The organism is Pseudoalteromonas sp. JC3, assembly GCF_030291895.1.
Taxonomy (GTDB): Bacteria; Pseudomonadota; Gammaproteobacteria; order Enterobacterales; family Alteromonadaceae; genus Pseudoalteromonas.
Map to the genome: position 1 here is coordinate 1,590,889 of NZ_CP127855.1, position 20,230 is coordinate 1,611,118.

A 20,230-nucleotide genomic window follows, 5' to 3' on the forward strand; every position below is an offset into this window, starting at 1 on the left:
ATATGTCAAATTTTTGTAGTATCTATCTCCAAGCCAAGAAAAACGCATAATAATCATCAATATAATTTTTTTTAAAAAAAATACTAAAGGAAATTCTTTGCCGACCGATAACTTAATTAACCAAGCCGGAGAGTGAAAAACATTCAAAGGTTGGAAAAAATCTAAGTTTGAGAGTGAAAGACTCGATTTAAAGTGGGAGAACCATCATGGCACTTTATGTAAATACTAACGTAAGTTCATTGAACGCACAAAGACAATTAATGAATTCTGGTAACTCACTAGATACATCATTCAAGCGTCTATCTTCAGGCCTTCGTATCAACAGCGCTGCTGATGACGCTGCAGGCCTTCAAATTTCTGACCGTTTGAACTCACAAATTAACGGTCTCGATCAAGGCAATAGAAATGCAAACGACGGTATTTCTTTGGCACAAACCGCTGAAGGTGCAATGGAAGAGGTGACGTCGATGTTCCAACGTGTTCGTACGCTTGCACAACAAGCTGCGAATGGCTCAAATACCGATGAAGATCGCTTAGCACTACAAGAAGAGATTCATCAATTAATGGATGAAGTTAATCGTGTTGCTTCAGATACAACGTTTGGTGGAACAAACTTGCTAGATGGCTCATACGCTGCAAGCTTCCAAGTGGGTGCTGATGCAGCTCAAACCATCGACTTCAGTATGAAAACAGTCGGAGGTACGGCAAATACTTTAACTGCAAATGGTGGCTTTACATTATCGGGTATTGCAGGTGTTGCCTCTGCTGTGGGAAGCAGAGCTTTGGTGGGAGCGGCGTCGTCTACAGCAGCAGCAGGTTATGTTGACGCGGATGGAATTACAAAGCTAAACAATTTAGCAGCAGCTGCCGGGGATACAGCATTTACAGCGTCGACAGCAACTTTTGCAACTGTATTCACTGAAACGGGCATATCGGTGTCAACGCAATATAATGCACAGCTGGTGATGGCCGGAATGGATGCGCTTATAGCTGTAGTGGATAAAAAGCGCTCTGAATTAGGTGCGGTTCAAAACCGTTTCCAATCAACGATTCGTAACCAGTCTAATATTTCCGAGAATTTATCGGCTGCAAACTCTCGTATTAAGGACGCTGACTTTGCTAAAGAAACCGCTAGCTTAACTAAAATGCAGATTTTGCAGCAGGCTAGCCAAACAATCCTAAGTCAGGCTAACCAACGTCCGCAGGCGGCTTTAAGTCTTCTAGGATAACGGTTGGAAGGTAAAGGTGCCTAAGCCAAATGGGGTATTTGCTTAGGCACCGGATTGGATGAAAAGCGGAGGTGCTTAAATCCAACAGCGTTCATTAAAGCAATGAACACGTTAATCCAAGCATTTAGTATGCCAACTTTATGCTAAAAAAATGACACTCACTCTCAAATTTTCGAAAGAGGCCAATTGGCCTCTTTTTATTTCCTTACTCTTTGAGCAGAAGGCTCTTCATCCATTAAAAAGCTGCGGCAAGATACCGCAATGCAAGATAGTCGTTCCTCGATAAACAAAGTACCTAATATCTATTTTTAAGTTCCCGATGTTATTTAATCATTTTCTTGGATTCTTGGATTCTTGGATTCTTGGATTCTTGGATTCTTGGATTCTTGGATTCTTGGCCTGTTATTTGCTTACTACTAGTTACAGTAAATTCTGGCGTCAAAGTGGCAATTGGTTGCCTTAGTTGGTTGAATACCCGATGCATAAGTGCCGCTTTGTCATTTAGCTATCTATTAATTAGATAATGATTTGACAAAAAGAGAGTGAGTTATGTCTTTATATGTAAATACCAATGTGAGTTCCTTGAATGCCCAGAGAAATTTAATGAACTCCGGAAATGAGTTGGATACGTCTTTCAAGCGTTTATCTTCAGGTCTTCGGATTAACAGTGCTGCAGACGATGCTGCTGGTCTACAAATTTCTGATCGTTTGCAATCCCAAATACTAGGGCTAGGCCAAGGTAACCGAAATGCTAACGATGGTATCTCTTTAGCTCAAACAGCCGAAGGGGCAATGGAGGAAATGACGAGCATGATGCAAAGAGTGAGAACTCTCTCTCAGCAAGCTGCAAATGGCTCTAATACAGATGAAGATAGAATAGCGCTTCAAGAAGAAATTCGTCAATTAATGGATGAGTTAAATCGAGTGGCATCAGACACCACATTTGGTGGTACAAATTTGCTAGATGGATCTTATGCAGCTAGTTTTCAAGTCGGTGCTGACGCAGCTCAAACAATTGGTTTTAGTATGCAAACCGTGGGAAGTTCTGCGAATTCACTAACTGCAAACGGTGGTTTTACATTATCGGGTATTGCAGGTGTTGCATCTTCAGTGGGTACAAGGGCATTGGTGGGAGCAGCAACGACTGCAGTAGGAGCAGGTTATATTGATGCGGATGGAATTACCAAGCTAAATGAGCTTGCCGCAGCCGCTGGTGATACTGCGTTTACAGCATCGACTGCAACATTTGCGACAATATTTACAGAAACAGGAATATCAGTATCGACACAATATAATGCCCAGTTAGTGATGGCTGGTATGGATGCACTGATTGCTGTGGTGGATAAGAAACGTTCTGAGCTAGGTGCAGTTCAAAACCGCTTTCAATCTACTATTCGAAATCAAGCGAACGTTTCAGAGAATTTGTCAGCCGCAAAATCTCGAATTAAAGATGCTGATTTTGCTTTAGAAACCGCAAAGTTAACTAAGAACCAAATTTTACAACAGGCCAGCCAAACCATTCTAGGTCAAGCAAATCAAAGACCTCAGGCAGCATTAAGCCTATTGCAAGGCTAAAGTTCATAAAAGTAGTTAAATAAAATTACTAATTTTGCTAAAGCTTTCGCTCAATATGACGATAACTGATTTAGAGAACTATAACTCTAGTGCTCTAAATCAGCTAAGTCGCAGGGTAGGGGTATCCCGCGATTTGGCTCAGAAATTGAAAAGCGGAGGCTATAATGGCTTTATATGTAAATACTAATGTGAGTTCACTGAACGCACAAAGACAATTAATGAACTCTGGTAACACACTAGATACTTCGTTTAAGCGCTTGTCATCAGGTTTGCGCATTAATAGTGCGAAAGATGATGCGGCAGGTATGCAAATCGCGAACCGTCTCACTAGTCAGGTGAATGGTCTTGATCAAGGTATCAGGAATGCAAACGATGGGATTTCTTTAGCACAGACCGCTGAAGGTGCGATGGAAGAAGTTACATCTATGTTCCAAAGGGTCCGCACGCTTGCGCAACAAGCTTCTAATGGCTCGAACACTGATGAGGATCGCTTGGCACTTCAAGAAGAAATTCATCAATTAATGGATGAGGTCAATCGGGTTGCATCAGATACTTCGTTTGGTGGCACAAATTTGTTAGATGGCTCTTACGGAGCGAGCTTTCAAGTAGGTGCTGAGGCTGCCCAGACGATTGATTTTAGTATGAAAACCGTTGGAGCTACAACGAACACGTTGACTGCAAATGGTGGATTCACGCTATCTGGTATAGCTGGTATTGCGTCGGCAGTCGGGAGTCGAGCCTTGGTAGGCGCTGCATCCTCTACGGCATCTGCAGGTTATGTTGATGCTGATGGGATCACGAAGTTAAATGAGTTAGCTGCAGCTGCAGGCGACACGGCATTTACAGCATCTACAGCAACATTTGCAACGATATTCACTGAAACAGGGATATCGGTATCGACTCAATATAACGCTCAGCTCGTAATGGCGGGTATGGATGCATTAATTGCTGTTGTTGACAAGAAACGTTCAGAATTAGGTGCGGTACAGAACCGCTTTCAGTCGACAATACGAAATCAGTCTAATATTTCGGAAAACTTGTCGGCTGCTCGCTCTAGGGTTCAAGATACTGATTTTGCTAAAGAAACTGCAAGCTTAACAAAGGCGCAAATACTTCAGCAAGCAAGTCAATCAATCTTAAGTCAAGCAAACCAGCGTCCTCAGGTTGCCCTTTCTCTCTTAGGGTAATCTACCTGGTTTATAAGTCACTTTAAGAGATATTTTTCTTAAAGTGGCTTAAACTATATTAAAGAGGAAAATAGGAGTTGTAATAATGATTGATATGAATTCAACTCAACGACCCGCTGAAACCCTTTCTTCAGACGGCAGTACCTTAAAGCCTAGGCAGCTAAGCAATAAAGAGTTGAAAGACTTTGAATTGATGGCGGAAGAACCAATAGCCGGTAATGTCGAGAGTGGGATAAAGCTCAAGAGCAAGTTAGATTTAGTAAATGAAGTTAAACAGAACTTGGAAAAGCTAAATGAATATCTTCCAGTTACGTCAACTAATTTAGTCTTTGAGTTTGATGAGCAAGGGGAGCCACCTATTATTAAGGTCTTTGATAAAGAAAGCGAAGAAGTGATTCGAGAAATTCCCACTGAGGAGTTTAGAGAAGTTGCTAAAGCTTTAGAAGAGTTTGCCGATAAGTTGTCTAGTAAAGGCTTTTTGTTCAACAAAACAGCGTGACAGAAAGTTTTAAGGTATTGAGGAGTTAATCATGCCATCGATCACATCTGCTGGTGTAGGCTCAGGTCTAGATCTAGAGTCAATTATACAAGCTTCAATTGATGCGGAAAACAGACCTAAAATGCTTAGGTTTGCGGAAAAGCAGGAATCGTTAAAAGTTGAGTTATCATCAATTGGCGAGGTGAAATCAGCTGTATCAAAACTGAACGATATTATTGAAAAGCTTGCGGACAAAGATAATTTTGGTAAACGGGTGGCTAATATCCGCCAGCCGAATGGAGCTGACATAATTAGTGTTACGCCCACTTCAGATATCTCTACAGGTAACTTTAACATTACGGTGCAACAGCTGGCTCAAGGAAGCAGAGCAGTTTCTGCGGATGGTGCTTTTTCGTCTGCTGATGCGGTTGTTAGTGCAAGTGGTGGAACTTTGTCTTTTGCGGCAGGGCCAGATAAAACGTTCGATCTAGGTGTAACAGCTGGAATGACGCTATCGGAGTTGCGTGATGCAATAAATTCTTCAAAGGATAATTTTGGTGTAACTGCAAATATAATAAACACTGGAGACCCCCTGGTCGGTTCTAAACTTGTTCTAACGTCGAACGTAACAGGTGCTGATAACGACCTCGTCATCACGAGTGATACTGCAGAATTAGATGCAATTGAGACTTACGATGAAACACTAAACCCAAGTGGTGGTATGGTTATTGCTGATAACGATAAAGCACAAGATGCAATAATTACAGTGGACGGGCTTAGCGTAAATAGTGACACAAATACCTTCAAAGATGCTGTTCAGGATATGACTATCAAGGCACTAGAAGTAAGCCCTGAAGACTCATCCGGAACAAAGCTGTCCGCAAAACTCAATATAGACTATGATCGGGAATCAGTGACTGCGCTAATCGACGAATTTATTGCCAGCTATAACAATCTAGTTGGAATGATTGGACTTCAAACTCGAGCGAACAAACCGTTAAATGGTGATGCGTCCATGCGTGCATTAAGCGACCAACTAATATCAACACTTGGCACTGAGTTAACTGACGCTGGGCCGTTTGAATCTATTTTTGATATAGGAATCGGCGTTAAAAAAGACTCGTACTTAGAAAAGTCGTCACTTGTCAGAAGTTTGAACGAGGCAATGGATGAAAATTTTGATGATATTGGCGCGGCATTTGCGGGAGAAAATGGTGTAGCCAAAAAACTTGAAGCGCTACTTGGAAATTATATCGATACAGGTGGCATATTGAAAGTGAGAGAAACATCATTAACTACGCAACTTGATGATTTGGAAGATGATGTTATCGATCATAAAGCACGGATGAAAGATTATGAGGATGGTCTACGTCAGCAGTATGCTGGATTAGATGTTTTGCTCGCTCAAATGAAGTCTACTCAATCCTATTTGGGGGCTCAACTAGCAAGCCTTCCGGGTTTTGTAAAATCAGGTTCTTAAGAGTAACTTAACTAGGTGAATTATGTACAACGCAAAGGTAAAAAATTATCAAAAAGAAGCACTGAAAACTCGATTGGCGGGCGCGGACCGGTACGAGGTCATTCAGATGCTTTTTGCTGGCGCGATTGAAAAACTAGTTCGTGCGAAAGTCTCGATTGAAAACAAAAATTTCGAGGCGAAGGCGGAGCATATATCAAAAGCTAGTTCAATCATTGAGGCCCTTAGGGGGTGTTTAGACTTTAATGCTGGTGGAGAAGTCTCAGAAAATTTATACTCACTATATAGTTACATGTTAAATCGATTATTAGATGCTAGCGTTAATAACGACCCAGACATTGTCGATGAGGTAAGTAATCTATTAAAAGAGATTAAATCTGGGTGGGATGCTATCCCTATTGAGGTGAGAGAACAAACTTTATATAGCGACTCGAGTACTAACAATGCTGGATAAGAGTCAGGCTCTGTTAGAATTGCTCCAAAATTTTGAGAGTGCGTTGTCTGGCGGAAATATTGGGCTCGCGCAGTCTATTTTTGATAAGATTGATGCGCTTCTAAAAGCGTTAACAAGCGAAGAGTTGGAAAATTGTCAGCACCAGTTAGTCGACTTTCAGAGTCGGTTGATGGAGTGTATGCAATTTGTTAATGAACAAAAAAATAAAGCAAAAGCTGAGATTATTGGTCTGCAAGGTAAAAAATCTAACGTTGATAAATACAGTAAAGTAAAAGGGTGCATGCCCTAATATCTGCGTTTTCGCAGCGATTAAATAGGATATTTGATCAATTAAGTATAAAGTTGCAATAATATATCGAAGTGTAAAAGTTGAGTAGTTGTAAATATGGATAATATCGAAAATCTCTTGGGTCAAGCCGAAAGTGCATTAGCAAGTCTTAAAGCGCAAAGTGAAAGAGAAGGCGAGTTTGCTGTAGAGGCTAATTTACGATTTGGAAAAAATATTTTAGCTTTCCAGAAGTATTTCCCTGATATTGTTGATATCTTGATAAAGTTTACCCCTCGAGAAGATTTTTGTTTACATGTAACTTCTACTGGTGCTGCTAACTTCTATCCTAAGGGAATTGAAGTCCCGCTCTATAATGATGATCCAGTTTTACAAGCAAATGAGCAAGTCAATAGAAATATTGCTTCACCCAACTTTAGCCGAACAGATTATTTTTCTGCTCCAAATACTCTTAAAGAAGATAAGCGACTACATATAAAATATGTAAAAAAGCTTGCTGACATACTAAGCCAAGTGCAAGCTGACCGTTTGGAAATCCTCACATCTCTGCCAAAAACATACCCTACTTGTATGATGTTTGGAGTAGGCTTGGGATACCACATCGAATTGCTGCTTGATAAATGTCAATTTGATTATATGTATGTATGCGAGCCAGATATTGAGCTCTTTTTTGCAAGCCTATTCTGTATCGATTGGAGTGCTGTAATTGAGAAAATTGATCAACAGGGTGGGTGTCTATTTCTCAATGTGGGAAGTACTTATGCGGAGTTTTTTGAAGATATTCGATTAATTGCTGAAAAGGTTGGTGCCAACTCTATCATCAATAGCTTTTGTTATCAGCATTACCCTTCTAAAGAACTGAATCTGAGCATTAAAGGTTTTTTTGAAAACTACTATCAGCTTCACCAAGGATTTGGCTTTTATAATGATGCAATTACCGGTCTTGCGCATGGAATTATTAATTCGCGAAATAAGTTCCCTTATTTGTTTGCGTCACCAGAAAAGCGGCAAGTGCTAAAGGATAAGTCAGTGTTTGTCGTCGCTAACGGCCCTTCGCTAGACGAGTCTATAGAGTTCATAAAGCAAAACAAAGATGATGCTATTATTATTGCAGCGGGTACGGCACTATATAGCCTTCGAAACGCTGGAATAGCACCTGATTTTCATGTGTTAGTTGAGCGCACCAAGGGAACATACGATGCACAAGTTGACTTTCTCAATGAAGGAGAGGATTACTCCGATCTTAACCTGCTGGCGGTTGACGTTATGTATCCAGACGTATTGAAAATGTATAAATGGGCAGGGCTGGGGAGAAAAGGCCCTGAAGCCGCTAGCGTATTTTTGGCTGTGCAGTCATTAAAAGAGTTTGGTTATGCATCTACAGAGCTACCATTTTGTGCTCCTCTAGTCGCAAATACCGCTTTAGCTTATGCAGCAGCATTTGGTTTTGGTGAGATATACATGTTTGGCATTGATAATGGTTACCATACAAATAGCAAGACACATTCTTCATTAAGCATCTATAAAGATGAACGTATTATTAAATTAGGTTACAAGGCACCTGCAGATGCTAATGTTAAGTTACCAGGTAATGCTGGGGAAATAGTTATGGCAACTAAACTAATGGCGATATCTCATATCATGCAGGAAAAGTTGATAGCTCTGTTTCCTGGGGTTGATTTTTATAACGTTGGTAGTGGGGCAAAAGTTGTAGGAGCACACACACTTTTGACTGACGAGCTGTTCTTGTTAAATAAAACAGAAAATAAAGGTGAATTAGTTGAAGCAATAAAGACAAGCTTTTTTCAAGAGGTTACAGTTGTTCCAAGTGAGGAAACGCTTGGTTGGCAAAGCTTTAAAGAGCTTTGTGATTATTTGATAGAAATTGGGAATAGACCGTATAAAAACCGTGATGAAGCTCATAAGTTGCTACGTGCTCAACAAAACGTTTTGCTCGCATATAAAGATAGCCAATATGCACACTTCTTTCATTTAATTAAAGGTACAATGCTATATTTCCATTGTCCGATGATGACCATGCTTTATTTCTATGAACAAGAAGATAAATCATTGGAGTGGTTTGATAAGACTCTAAAAGTTTGGCAGGAGTTTATTAAAGCTGCACAAGTTGATTTCAACGATAATTGGAATACTAAATGTACTTGGAGCTCTCTCTATCAAGATGAATAGAAATGATTCCCCTTTAAGTTTGATTGGCAGAACATTGCCGCTCTTTTATGAAGATCTAGAAGCCCATGATGATGAGTTGTCAAGAATAGTTAATAATTCACGTTTCTTGATATTGGGAGGCGCGGGTTCCATAGGTCAAGCCGTTGTAAAGGAGCTGTTTAAGCGTGGCTCTAAAGTATTACACGTAGTAGATATTAGTGAGAATAACCTAGTTGAGCTAGTTAGAGATTTACGAAGTAGTTTTGGTTACATCGTAAGTGACTTTAAAACCCTTGCTTTAGATATTGGTTCATTAGAATATGACGCTTTTATTAACTCGAGCAATGGCTATGACTATGTTTTAAACTTATCAGCATTAAAGCATGTACGTAGTGAAGAGGACGTTTTTACTCTAATGCGTATGCTTGATGTGAATATTTTCAATACTATAAAATCCCTCGAGCAGTCAATAGCGTTTGGTGCTAAAAAGTATTTCTGTGTATCAACAGATAAAGCTGCAAACCCTGTCAACTTAATGGGGGCGTCGAAGCGGGTTATGGAGATGTTCTTAACCGACTTTCACAAGGAACTACCTATTTCGACGGCTAGATTTGCGAATGTCGCTTTTTCTGACGGCTCTCTTTTGCATAGTTTCAAACAACGCCTCTTTAAATCCCAACCTATTGTCGCACCTAATGATATTCAACGCTACTTTGTCACGCCAGAAGAGTCTGCAACCCTGTGTTTAATGTCGTGTATATTCGGCCAGACAGGCGATATCTTCTTTCCTAAATTGAACGCTGAAAGTCACTTAGCAAAGTTTTCAGATATAGCTGAGAAGTTTCTACTCTCTCAGGGGTATACACCCTACCTATGTGAAACTGAAGACGAAGCTAGAGAGCTTGCGAGAACATTACCTGCGAAAGGTTTTTGGCCATGTTTATTTAGCGGAAGCACTACAACAGGTGAAAAAGCTATCGAAGAGTTTTACACAGTAGGTGAGATTTTAGATATGACATTGTTTAATGACATCGGAGTCGTTAAATCAAATTTATCAGTGACTTCTCATGAGTTAGTTGCTTTTAAACAAACGATAAAAGGTTTACAAGCTCGAGGTATATGGAAAAAGTCAGATATTGTTAATGCTGTTGTTAAATTACTACCCCAGTTCCAACATAAAGAAACCGGCCTATATTTAGATGGAAAGATGTAATGACTGACTTTGTCAGAGACATTGTTGGGTTCATTCGTGAATATCACAAAACGAACGAGTTTATTCCTCTCCATGCTCCGAAGTTTATTGGTAACGAAAAACACTATGTATGTGAGACACTTGAGTCTACGTTTGTATCTAGTGTTGGGATGTTTGTCACTAGATTCGAAGATGAGCTAAAAATGTTTACGAAAGCGCCAGCCGTTTCAGCAACGGTAAACGGCAGTTCTGCTTTATATATCTCACTTTATATGGCAGGAGTTAGACAAAGTGATCTTGTGATCACTCAACCTATGACCTTTGTAGCAACCTGCAATGCTATTTCGCAATTGGGTGCATCGCCTATATTCGTAGACATTGATGATGAAAGTCTTGGGTTATCACCTTTTGCGTTAGAGGCTTATTTATCTGATTCAGCATATTTAGATGATGCAGGAATATGCAGAGACAAGTCTACTAATAGGGTAATTAAAGCAGTGTTACCAATGCATACGTTCGGCCATCCGGTGAAATTGAAAGAACTTATAACTGTGTGTGAAAAGTGGCATTTACTTTTAATTGAGGATGCAGCGGAGAGTTTAGGTTCTTTGTATAAAGGGCAACATACAGGTACTTTTGGTTTTTTGTCAGCGCTTAGCTTTAATGGTAATAAAACTATAACGACAGGTGGAGGAGGTGCTGTAATCGCTTCTTCAGAGTTGCTTGGAGAGAAAGTTAAGCATTTAACGTCAACCGCAAAAGTCCCTCATGATTATGAATATTATCATGATGAGTTGGGGTTTAACTTTCGTATGCCAAACATAAACGCTGCTCTTGGCTGTGGTCAATTAGAATACTTGGACAAAATTATTTTAGAAAAACGAAATCTTGCTCGGTTGTATCAGGAGTTTTTCAAAAGTAGTGAATTATCCTTCGTCAGTGAACCTGATTATGCCACGTCAAATTATTGGCTTAATGCAGTAATTGCCCCTAGTCCAGAGGCGAGGGATGTTTACATTAATGCACTGAGTGATAAGGGGATTATGACACGACCTGTATGGAGGTTAATGAATACGTTGCCAATGTTCTCAAATTGTTTGAAAGGGGACCTTGCCAGAGCAGAGTACTTTCAAAAAAGAATCATTAACATACCAAGCACACCTAATTTAGTGATCAAATAAGTATGAAAAAAGTTGCAGTGTTAACAACCTCTAGAGCAGAGTTTGGTCTACTTTATGACGTTATCTGCAAAATTGAGGAATGCCAATCTTTATCTCTACAGTTAGTTGTTTCAGGAAGTCATTTAGCTGATGAGCATGGAACTACGATAAATGAAATTATCGATTTGGGTTTATCCATATCTGCACAGCTACCAATCTTGGCTGGGAGTAGTCAGCGTGACAATGTAAACGCTATTGCAAAAGCTGCTAGTGGTTTTTCAGATATTTTGGAAGAGCTCAGACCTCACTTGCTTATAATCATGGGTGACAGGTTTGAACTACTTGGTTTTGCTAATGCGGCACTGATACATCATATCCCAATTGCACACTTTTCTGGGGGAGAGGTTACAACAGGTGCTATAGACGATAGCATTAGACACGCTCTAACAAAAATGTCCTATTTACACTTTACATCAAATTATGAGCATGAACAGCGCGTAATTAGAATGGGTGAGTGCCCTACACGTGTGTTTAATGTTGGTGAACCTGGCTTAACTAAGCTATATCAAAGACCTAAATTTTCGCTTGTAGAGCTAAATAAGAGTTTAAGTAGCACATTCCAAAAAAATCAGTTTTTTTTATTTACATATCATCCAGTTACTACTCAAGGGTTATCTGAAAATGAACATGCTATTGAGTTGATCCTCAAGGCAATAGATAAGTTTTCAGAGTTTCAAGTGCTTATTACTTATCCAAATGCGGACTATGGATACGATGTAATTCTCAAGACGCTGATTAGTTATGCTGAAAACAGGCCAGAGCGAGTTGTATTGGTTCCTTCTTTAGGGTTTGAGCTTTATCATACCGCGCTTTATCACTGTGCATTAGTATTAGGGAACTCCTCAAGTGCATTGATCGAAGCTCCTTCTCTGAAAAAGCCATCTATAAACATAGGAACTAGACAAGATGGAAGGCTCTGTGCAGCGAGTGTCTTACATTGTAGCGAGGAATCGGTTGTGGAAGCTATTGAAGAAGCATTAAGTGAAGAGTTTTTGACAATATGTGCTTCGGCGGAAAATCCGTATGGAGATCCTGAATCTCTAACCAAAATAATGAGAGTGCTCAAACGGTTTAAACCAATTAGCACAGTTAAAAAGGTGTTTTATGATAAAGCCTAATAGAGTTACAGTTATCGCAGAAATAGGTGTAAATCATAATGGGGATATATCACTTGCAAAGAAGCTAATCGATGTTGCCGTAGAAGCTGGAGCTGACGTGGCTAAATTTCAAAGTTTTGTTACAGAGGAAGAGCTTGTTGTTGATACTCCTAAAGCGGGATATCAAAAAAAAACGACGGATGGGGACGAGTCACAATTTGACATGATTAAACGACTAGAGCTATCAAGGCAAGATCATGAAGAGCTTTTGAGCTACTGCCAATGCAAGAATATTACTTTTATGTCTTCCGCTTTTGATTTGGTGAGCATCGACTTACTAATTGAGTTAGGAATGACAACTTTTAAAATTCCGTCAGGTGAGATAACAAATACTCCTTATTTAAGAAAAATAGGCCACCGAAATGCAAAAGTAATACTGTCAACAGGCATGGCTGATTTACGCGAAGTTGAGTTTGCTTTCAATACTTTGGTTGAGTCTGGTACAGAAAAAGAAAACATAACCATTCTGCATTGCACTTCAGAGTACCCAGCCTCTATGGAGAGTGTTAACCTCTTAGCTATGTCAGAGCTTGGTGATAACTTTGGTACAGAGTACGGGTACTCAGATCATACTCAAGGTGCTGAGGTAGCTATTGCTGCCGTTGCTCTAGGAGCTTCAGTAATAGAAAAACACATAACGTTAGATAAAAAAATGGCAGGTCCAGATCATGAGGCTTCAATGGAGCCAAAAGAATTTATTGCTATGGTTAAAGCCATCAGAAATATCGAAACGGCCCTAGGAAGTAAGGTAAAAACTTTATCGAGCGTGGAGTTGGAAAACAAAAGAGTTGTTAGAAAGCGCATTGTTGCTAAATGTGAGATCAAGCGTGGGGATGTATTTTCCATGTCTAACTTGACAACCAAGCGCACAAGCTCAGGAGTAGATGCCCAATTTTGGGATGAGCTTATCGGCAAAGTTGCAACAAAAAATTACTATTATGATCAGTCAATAGAGAGAGAAGAATGACGCATAAAGAGCTGAATCAATTATTTTCTTCTCTACCCAGCAACCTTCGACACCCGATGTTAAGATTTGAGTATGTTGAGGTGATGGCAAATCAATATGATAACGCACAAGCATGCTTTTTCCTCCATAGGGAGGAGGATAGTTTCTTTTACCACCCATTTTTAGTATTTAAAAGCGAGGTAGAAGGGAGAGTTATCAAAGATATTGAGTCTGCTTATGGATTTGGTGGAGCTATAAGCTCCTCTTCTGATATAGGTTTTATTGAGCGTAGTGTTAATGCTTATAGAGAGTACTGTATTGAGAATAACTTCCTAGTTGAATTTATTCGCTATAATTGTTGCTTGAAAAATAGCAAGCTCTATGATGGTCAACTCAATGAGAATAGAGATGTAGTTGTAGTTGATCTAACTCTAGAAGTAATAACCTCGCAAATTCAAGCGAGAACGAGAAGTGTTATTAGAAAAGCGAAGCGCGAAGGTATCAGAGTTATTTGGTCAAAAGATAGAGAGTATGTTGAGGCCTTTATCGAACAATATTACGAAACGATGACACGTTTGAGGGCCAACTCCGACTACTTTTTTCCTAAAAGCGTACTTCGAGAGCTTGTAAGTTTACCATTTTGTGAGCTCGCGATAGCTACTTTTAACGGACAAGTAATTGCTGGAGCAAGTTTTTTTATTGATGGTGATTATATGGAGTACCACCTTTCTGCAAATAATCAATATGGGCAAAAATTAAATGCAACTAAATTGATTATTGAACAAGCGATGCTAAAAGGTAAAGAATACGGAGCCAAGTATTTGCATTTGGGAGGTGGATACACCACTTCAAATGATGATCCACTTTTACGTTTCAAAATGCTTTTCAGCAAAAAGAGAGAAAAATATGTCGTTGGTCATCAAATTCTCGATACAAATGTTTATCAAGAACTCAAACAAAAAATGCTAAAGGCTGGAATTGATCTTGCTAGGTCAAACCGAGTTATTTTTTATCGCTAATATTTACTGATGTGAACGATTTATAATAGGAAAGGGTTATGAGCTGGGATCCAATTTGGGAAAAGATATATAGTGAAAGAAGCTGGGGAAAGTACCCTGCGACCGATGTTGTCCGGTTTATCGCTAGGAACTTTTACTTCTCAGAGAACCGTAAGCAGGTAAAGTTGTTGGATATGGGATGTGGTACAGGTCCTCAGTTGTGGTTTATGGCACGTGAGGGATTTCATGTGACGGGTGTTGATGGTTCAAAAACAGCCGTTCGTATTGCGAATGAAAGGCTTGATGCAGAGGTTCCTGGTTGGAACGGGGAAGTTGTTGAAGGTGATGTTGTAAGTTTAGCTTACGAAAATGAATATTTTGACGCGGTTTTAGATATTGGGGTAACACCGACAACGAGCTTTGAAGTTGCCCAAAGAATATTTAGTGAAGCCAGCCGAGTATTAAAGGTTGGTGGTCTTTTATACAGCCGGTGTTTGGCTAAAGGCTGCTGGGGAGATGATACAGGTGAAGAAGTTGCAAAAAACACCTATTTGGTTTCTGAAGGACCAATGGTTAACCAAGGGGCAATCCGCTTTACTGATAAGTCAGAAATACAGTCTCTATTGCCTAGTGACTTAGAATTAATATCTATTGAAGTAATGAGCTATGGAATGGAAGATAAGCCAGTTAAACAATGGATGATAACTGCCAAAAAATTAGGAAATTAAAATGTCTTGGGATAAAACTTGGGAAGACATATTTAAATCACAGGCTTGGGGGAAATACCCTGGAGAAGATATTGTTCGGTTTGTCGCTAGAAATTATTACAAGTGCGAGGATCGCTGTGCAGTAAAATTACTTGAAATTGGTTGTGGTCCGGGTGCAAATATATGGTTTATGGCACGAGAGGGCTTTAATGTCACTGGTATTGATGGTTCCAAAACAGCTATAGCTCAAGCTAAAGCCCGACTTGATCATGAGGTTCCTGATTGGCAAGGCCACCTTGATATTGGGGATATGACTAAACTACCTTATAGTGACAAACAATTTGATTGTGTGCTGGATATTGAGGCAAGTTCAACAAACTCGTTTGAAAATACACAAAAAATTTATCAAGAAGCTGCAAGAGTATTGAAGCCTAACGGGCTCCTATATATAAGAACGTTTGCTACGGGAACTTGGGGAGACAAAACTGGTGAACAGTTGGCACATAACACTTATATACCACAAGACGGACCTATGGCGGCTAAAGGTTTGACTAGATTTACCGATGAAGAAGATATAGTAAAACTGTTGCCAACTGATATGAAGTTGAGAAATGTTGATTTGCTTCAGTGGGGGCGCGGTGTTGAGATCATTAAGGAGTGGATGATTATTGCACAGAAAGAGGCATAGTTTGGAGTAATTATATGGGCGGTATATGGCAAGCAACTCAATTAAGCGCTTCTGCGCTTATGAGGGATGCGATAAAAATCTTAAATAATTCATCAATTAAACTGGTTACTGTGGTTGATAAGGGGCGGTTGCTTGGAGTGATAACTGATGGTGACATTCGAAGGGCTATATTGGATTTCAAATCCCTAGAAACACCATTGACAGAAATCATGTGTCGTGAGCCGATAACTGCAAATGAGTTTGATAGCAAAGCATTTGTGATGTCATTATTAGAAAAAAATAAGCTCCAACAGATACCTATTGTAGATAAAAATAGGGAACTTAAAAACATCATTACAAAGGATGGTTTGTTAAAAAAATGCGAAATCCCAAACACTGTGTTTTTAATGGCGGGTGGGTTTGGTACTCGTTTAAAGCCATTGACCCAAAGTTGTCCTAAGCCTTTATTGAGAGTTGGGAAAAAGCCGATATTGGAGACCATTCTAGATAGCTTTTGCCTGCATGGTTTCAAGAATTTTTTTATTTCCGTTCATTATAAGGCTGACATGATAAAAGGTCACTTTTCTAATGGTATTAAGTATGGTGTCGATATTGATTATGTGGAGGAAAAAGAGCCGTTAGGAACTGCAGGCGCACTGAGCTTACTACCTGAGCAGGTCGTCCCTGTTGTGATGATGAATGGAGATCTTTTGACAAAAGTTGACTTCTCTGAGCTATTGGCCTATCACCAAGAGGAGGGAGCGGCGATAACCATGTGTGTTAGAGAGCACGAATATCAAATTCCCTATGGTGTGATTAAATCTGAAAATAATGAAGTTGTTCGAATAGTTGAAAAGCCAACAGAAAAGTACTTTGTAAATGCTGGAGTATATGTTGTCTCCCCGAGTGTCATCAATCGCCTTAATTACGGAGAGCGTCTAGATATGCCAGATTTGATTAACTCTTGCTTACAGAGTAATGAAAAAATTTCTATGTTTCCGATACATGAATACTGGTTAGATATTGGACGTATGTCTGACTTTGAGCGTGCGCAATCAGATATCATTAACTTTTTTTAAATATGAAATATGAAATATGACATTCTCGTCTCGGGGTACGGTGCAATAGCACAACGCCACATTAATAACCTAAATAACTTGGGAATAATTAAATCTCTTACAATAGTAAAAAGAGTTATGCTCGAAGACCAACCTAATTATAAGTTCCCTGTCGCTATTTATACTGATTTTAAACAGGCAATTAATGAAAAGCATTTTGATATAGCAATCATTGCTTCTCCAGCCAGCGCACATTCAGACCAGCTACATCAACTAAGCAACTTAAAGATTGGTTGTTTGGTTGAAAAACCGATCACTTTGAATGGTCATCAAGCTCAAGAGTTATATCAGTTTACTAGGTTAAAGAATATGAACTGTATAATTGGGTACGATTTGATTTATACCAAAGGGTTTACTGAGGTAAGTCGCATATTACATTCTGAATGTTTGGGAAAAATTTGGCACATTAATATCTCAGTTGGTCAATTTTTGCCGGACTGGCGGCCGAGTAAAAATTATAAAACTACGGTATCGGCAGTTAAGGCTTTAGGTGGCGGAGCTTTAAGAGAGTTAAGCCATGAGCTAGATTACTTACTGGCATTATTTAACGTATCAAATATTGAATTCTCAGCTCAGTTAGTTAGACATTCTATCTTGACAATGGACTGTGAAAATGAGGCTAATATTTTTGGCGGCTTATCATTGCGAAACCAAGCTGAGAAGGTTAGCTTTTCAATTCACCTTGATATGCTAAAACGCTTTCCAAGTAGGTATCTGTATATTGAAGGCGCAAAAGGGTCATTGACATGGGATTTAATAAGGCAAAAGGTTACTTATAACTCATGTGGAGAAGAGTTGAAAGAAATTGATGTTCGAGAGGATAGCAATCAACCATATGTGAAACTAATACAAACTCTGATATCGCAAAGTGCTAATTCTGTCACTAGTAAGCAAGCCCTGCTCAGGTCTGTTCAGGTTATGAGTTGGATTGATTCTATAGAAGAAGCTGCAAGCAATAAATGTCAAGTATCGTTTAGTTTGAGGGAATTTAATGGATAAAGTTATTGCGTTTACTTTTGCACGTGCGGGTTCAAAGGGTGTACCTAATAAAAATATTAGGCTTTTACATGGAAAGCCTTTACTTCAATACGCCATAGAGTCAGCTCATGCGTGCCAATTAATCGATAAACATTATGTGTCAACTGATGGAGACGCTATAAAGGACATAGCTAAAAGTTTAGGGTGCGAAATCATCCATCGGCCAGAGTCGCTAGCATCGGATTCTGCTAGTGAGTGGCTTGCATGGCAACATGCTGTTCAATATCTTGTTGCGCGGGGAGAAATGTCGAAGAGTGATATTTTCGTTAGTGTACCTTGTACCTCTCCACTAAGAACTTCAGCTGATATCTCTTCTGCAATAGAAGCATTTTTGACCAATACCTGTGATTTGGCTTTAGGCATAACTGAAGCTGATCATAGCCCTTATTTTAATATGGTTAAAATGGACTCTGAAGGAGTAATAGAAACAATTTGTGGTGATGAAACTTTCACACGTAGGCAAGAAGTCCCTGTATCATGGAACATCACAACCATGGTATATGTGACTACTGCTGAATATATTTTACGAGAAAGCGGTGTTATGGACGGTAGAATTCTGGGAGTAAAAATGCCGAAATTAAGAGCTATTGATATTGATACTGAGATCGATTTTGAGTATGCAGAATTTTTATTAAATCGATAAGCCGGAGAGTGAAATTATGAGAAGTATTTCTGAATTACAGAGCTTAGCTGATTTTTGGGGTATTATCACAGGTGGTGGGGGACATGTAGGGCAAGCCGCGGCGGCGGCATTAATGGAGCTTGGTGCAAATGTTGTGCTTTGGGATAGAAGCAAAGCCGCTCTAGATATAGCCTCTGCCAATTTAGCTGAATACAAGAACCAATTATATACAATCTGCTGTGACTTGGCTATAGAAGAAGATATTGTAAAGGGAGTTGAACAGTATCGGGAAATATCATCGGGTAGATTAAACTTTTTGATTAATAATGCGGCTTTTGTTGGCACCGATAATTTAACTGGGTGGGCGGTACCTTTTGAACAGCAAAGTTATGATACTTTTTCAAAATGCATTGACGTGAATTTAGCAGCACCGTTTTTATTGACAAAGTTGTGTATGCCCCTGTTTGAGATAACTTCAACAGGTTGTCGAAGTGTTGTAAATATTTCTTCTATCTATGGAGTGGTTGGACCGCAAATGGCTATGTATGAGGGAACAAATTTAGGTAACCCCGCAGCCTATGCGACTAGTAAAGCTGGATTAATGCAGTTCACAACTTGGCTAAGCAGTGTTGGTGCACCAAATATAAGAGCTAATAATATCGTTTTAGGTGGTATTTATCGTAATCAAGATGAAGCATTTGTAGAGAAGTATATCCAACGAGTTCCATTGAGGAGAATGGCAACAGAAGAAGATATAAAAGGCGCAGTTATCTTTCTGTGTAGTGAGTTATCGAATTATATGACGGGGCAGTCAATAGTTTTAGATGGTGGTTGGACAGCAATCTGACGTATAAACTTTGAGAAGGTGCTACACTTATTGACTAGGATATTTATTGGTGCATCATTATGAAAATCGAAACTCCAAATTTGTCTTTATTTAATCAGATATCAGAAAAGAACAAAACATTGTCCGAGCAACTATCAACTGGCAAGAAAGTTAATTCTGCTGCAGACGATGCTGCGGCTCTGCAGATCATCAATCGTTTGACGTCTCAACAGGATGGCTACAGTCAATCCATTCGTAACGCATATGATGGTATCTCGTATTCGCAAACCGCTGATTCGGCATTATCTGGTGTGAATGATGCGGTTTCCCGGATTAGAGAATTATCGATTCAAGCCGGTAATGGGGCGTTGACAGATAGTGACCGTCAAGCATTGCAAGAGGAAGTATCGCAGTTGCAAACGCAAATCAGCGAAACGTTTGAAAATACTACATTTGGCGGCGCACAAATTTTTGACGGTGAGTCGCGTAGTTTTCAGGTAGGTCCCGACGCTAATACGACGCAGTCGCTACAGCAGACTGATGGTGGCTTTGCTAGCGCAATCTTGAGCGTGGATATCTCGACGCAGGCGGGCGCACAAACTGCCATCGATGCCGCAGATACAGTCTCTGAGGATTTAAATAGCCAACGTGCCAAGCTCGGTGCATTTGAAAAAGCGGTTTCTAGCACTATTCGCTCTGCGAGTAACCAGCATGAGAACATTGCGGCGAGTCAAAGTCGAATTCAAGACACCAATTACGCTCAAGCTATGTCACAGAAAACTTCAAACTCTATCTTGGCTAATACAGCTCAGGCTATTCTAAGTCAAGCTAATCAAAACGCCTCGCAATTGTTGAGTCTTCTCTAAAAGTTATGCATGTTGGTT

The 20,230-nt window shown here is 39.7% G+C and carries 19 protein-coding genes and 2 pseudogenes; all 21 read left to right on the top strand.

Annotated features, from left to right (window positions below; translation table 11 throughout):
• Positions 1–206: 206 nt before the first annotated feature.
• The 21 genes and pseudogenes from QSH61_RS06480 (at position 207) to QSH61_RS06575 (ending at position 20,212) form a co-directional block, all read left to right on the top strand.
• Entirely contained in the window at positions 207–1,229 is a 1,023-nt protein-coding gene (locus QSH61_RS06480; protein WP_206471558.1) for a flagellin N-terminal helical domain-containing protein, read from the top strand.
• A gap of 549 nt (positions 1,230–1,778) precedes the next feature.
• On the top strand, positions 1,779–2,804 hold the full coding sequence (locus QSH61_RS06485; RefSeq protein ID WP_174168532.1) for a flagellin N-terminal helical domain-containing protein: 1,026 nt from the start codon (positions 1,779–1,781) through the stop codon (positions 2,802–2,804).
• 164 nt (positions 2,805–2,968) lie between these two features.
• Positions 2,969–3,548, top strand: a pseudogene (locus QSH61_RS24405) (flagellin N-terminal helical domain-containing protein); the annotation flags it as partial.
• A 167-nt stretch (positions 3,549–3,715) separates the two neighbouring features.
• Positions 3,716–3,991, top strand: a pseudogene (locus tag QSH61_RS24410) (flagellin); the annotation flags it as partial.
• 85 nt (positions 3,992–4,076) lie between these two features.
• Complete coding sequence (locus QSH61_RS06495) at positions 4,077–4,490, top strand: flagellar protein FlaG (protein ID WP_206471560.1); 414 nt, start codon at positions 4,077–4,079, stop codon at positions 4,488–4,490.
• Between the two features lie 31 nt (positions 4,491–4,521).
• Entirely contained in the window at positions 4,522–5,949 is a 1,428-nt protein-coding gene (gene fliD, locus QSH61_RS06500) for a flagellar filament capping protein FliD (RefSeq protein WP_206471561.1), read from the top strand.
• A 22-nt stretch (positions 5,950–5,971) separates the two neighbouring features.
• Positions 5,972–6,400, top strand: a complete 429-nt coding sequence (gene fliS, locus QSH61_RS06505) for a flagellar export chaperone FliS (protein ID WP_206471562.1) — start codon at positions 5,972–5,974, stop codon at positions 6,398–6,400.
• Complete coding sequence (locus tag QSH61_RS06510) at positions 6,390–6,689, top strand: hypothetical protein (protein ID WP_206471563.1); 300 nt, start codon at positions 6,390–6,392, stop codon at positions 6,687–6,689. The genes fliS and QSH61_RS06510 overlap by 11 nt, the downstream gene beginning before the upstream one ends.
• Positions 6,690–6,785: 96 nt before the next feature.
• Positions 6,786–8,876, top strand: coding sequence for a motility associated factor glycosyltransferase family protein (locus tag QSH61_RS06515; RefSeq protein WP_206471564.1), 2,091 nt, complete (start codon positions 6,786–6,788; stop codon positions 8,874–8,876).
• Positions 8,869–10,068: a UDP-N-acetylglucosamine 4,6-dehydratase gene (locus tag QSH61_RS06520; protein ID WP_206471565.1), complete on the top strand. Its 1,200-nt coding sequence runs from the start codon at positions 8,869–8,871 to the stop codon at positions 10,066–10,068. Before QSH61_RS06515 ends, QSH61_RS06520 begins: the two co-directional genes overlap by 8 nt.
• Positions 10,068–11,228 (top strand): LegC family aminotransferase, encoded by a 1,161-nt coding sequence (locus QSH61_RS06525; RefSeq protein WP_206471566.1) that lies wholly within the window; start codon positions 10,068–10,070, stop codon positions 11,226–11,228. Before QSH61_RS06520 ends, QSH61_RS06525 begins: the two co-directional genes overlap by 1 nt.
• A gap of 2 nt (positions 11,229–11,230) precedes the next feature.
• Positions 11,231–12,385, top strand: coding sequence for a UDP-N-acetylglucosamine 2-epimerase (neuC, locus tag QSH61_RS06530; protein WP_206471567.1), 1,155 nt, complete (start codon positions 11,231–11,233; stop codon positions 12,383–12,385).
• The gene (neuB, locus tag QSH61_RS06535) at positions 12,372–13,391 is read left to right on the top strand and encodes an N-acetylneuraminate synthase (RefSeq protein WP_206471568.1); all 1,020 of its coding nucleotides are present in this window, start codon (positions 12,372–12,374) and stop codon (positions 13,389–13,391) included. The genes neuC and neuB overlap by 14 nt, the downstream gene beginning before the upstream one ends.
• Entirely contained in the window at positions 13,388–14,389 is a 1,002-nt protein-coding gene (locus QSH61_RS06540; RefSeq protein WP_206471569.1) for a GNAT family N-acetyltransferase, read from the top strand. Before neuB ends, QSH61_RS06540 begins: the two co-directional genes overlap by 4 nt.
• 38 nt (positions 14,390–14,427) lie before the next feature.
• Entirely contained in the window at positions 14,428–15,096 is a 669-nt protein-coding gene (locus QSH61_RS06545; RefSeq protein WP_206471570.1) for a class I SAM-dependent methyltransferase, read from the top strand.
• A gap of 1 nt (position 15,097) precedes the next feature.
• Positions 15,098–15,763, top strand: a complete 666-nt coding sequence (locus QSH61_RS06550) for a class I SAM-dependent methyltransferase (RefSeq protein WP_206471571.1) — start codon at positions 15,098–15,100, stop codon at positions 15,761–15,763.
• Between the two features lie 14 nt (positions 15,764–15,777).
• Positions 15,778–16,821 carry a nucleotidyltransferase family protein gene (locus QSH61_RS06555; RefSeq protein WP_206471572.1) on the top strand — a complete coding sequence of 348 codons (1,044 nt, stop codon included), beginning with the start codon at positions 15,778–15,780 and terminating at the stop codon, positions 16,819–16,821.
• A gap of 9 nt (positions 16,822–16,830) precedes the next feature.
• A complete protein-coding gene (locus QSH61_RS06560) occupies positions 16,831–17,859 on the top strand; it encodes a Gfo/Idh/MocA family protein (RefSeq protein WP_206471573.1) in 1,029 nt (342 codons plus the stop codon).
• Positions 17,852–18,541 (top strand): acylneuraminate cytidylyltransferase family protein, encoded by a 690-nt coding sequence (locus QSH61_RS06565; RefSeq protein ID WP_206471574.1) that lies wholly within the window; start codon positions 17,852–17,854, stop codon positions 18,539–18,541. Before QSH61_RS06560 ends, QSH61_RS06565 begins: the two co-directional genes overlap by 8 nt.
• Before the next feature lie 16 nt (positions 18,542–18,557).
• Positions 18,558–19,367: an SDR family oxidoreductase gene (locus QSH61_RS06570; protein ID WP_206471575.1), complete on the top strand. Its 810-nt coding sequence runs from the start codon at positions 18,558–18,560 to the stop codon at positions 19,365–19,367.
• A 59-nt stretch (positions 19,368–19,426) separates the two neighbouring features.
• Positions 19,427–20,212 carry a flagellin N-terminal helical domain-containing protein gene (locus QSH61_RS06575; protein ID WP_206471576.1) on the top strand — a complete coding sequence of 262 codons (786 nt, stop codon included), beginning with the start codon at positions 19,427–19,429 and terminating at the stop codon, positions 20,210–20,212.
• Positions 20,213–20,230: the final 18 nt, after the last annotated feature.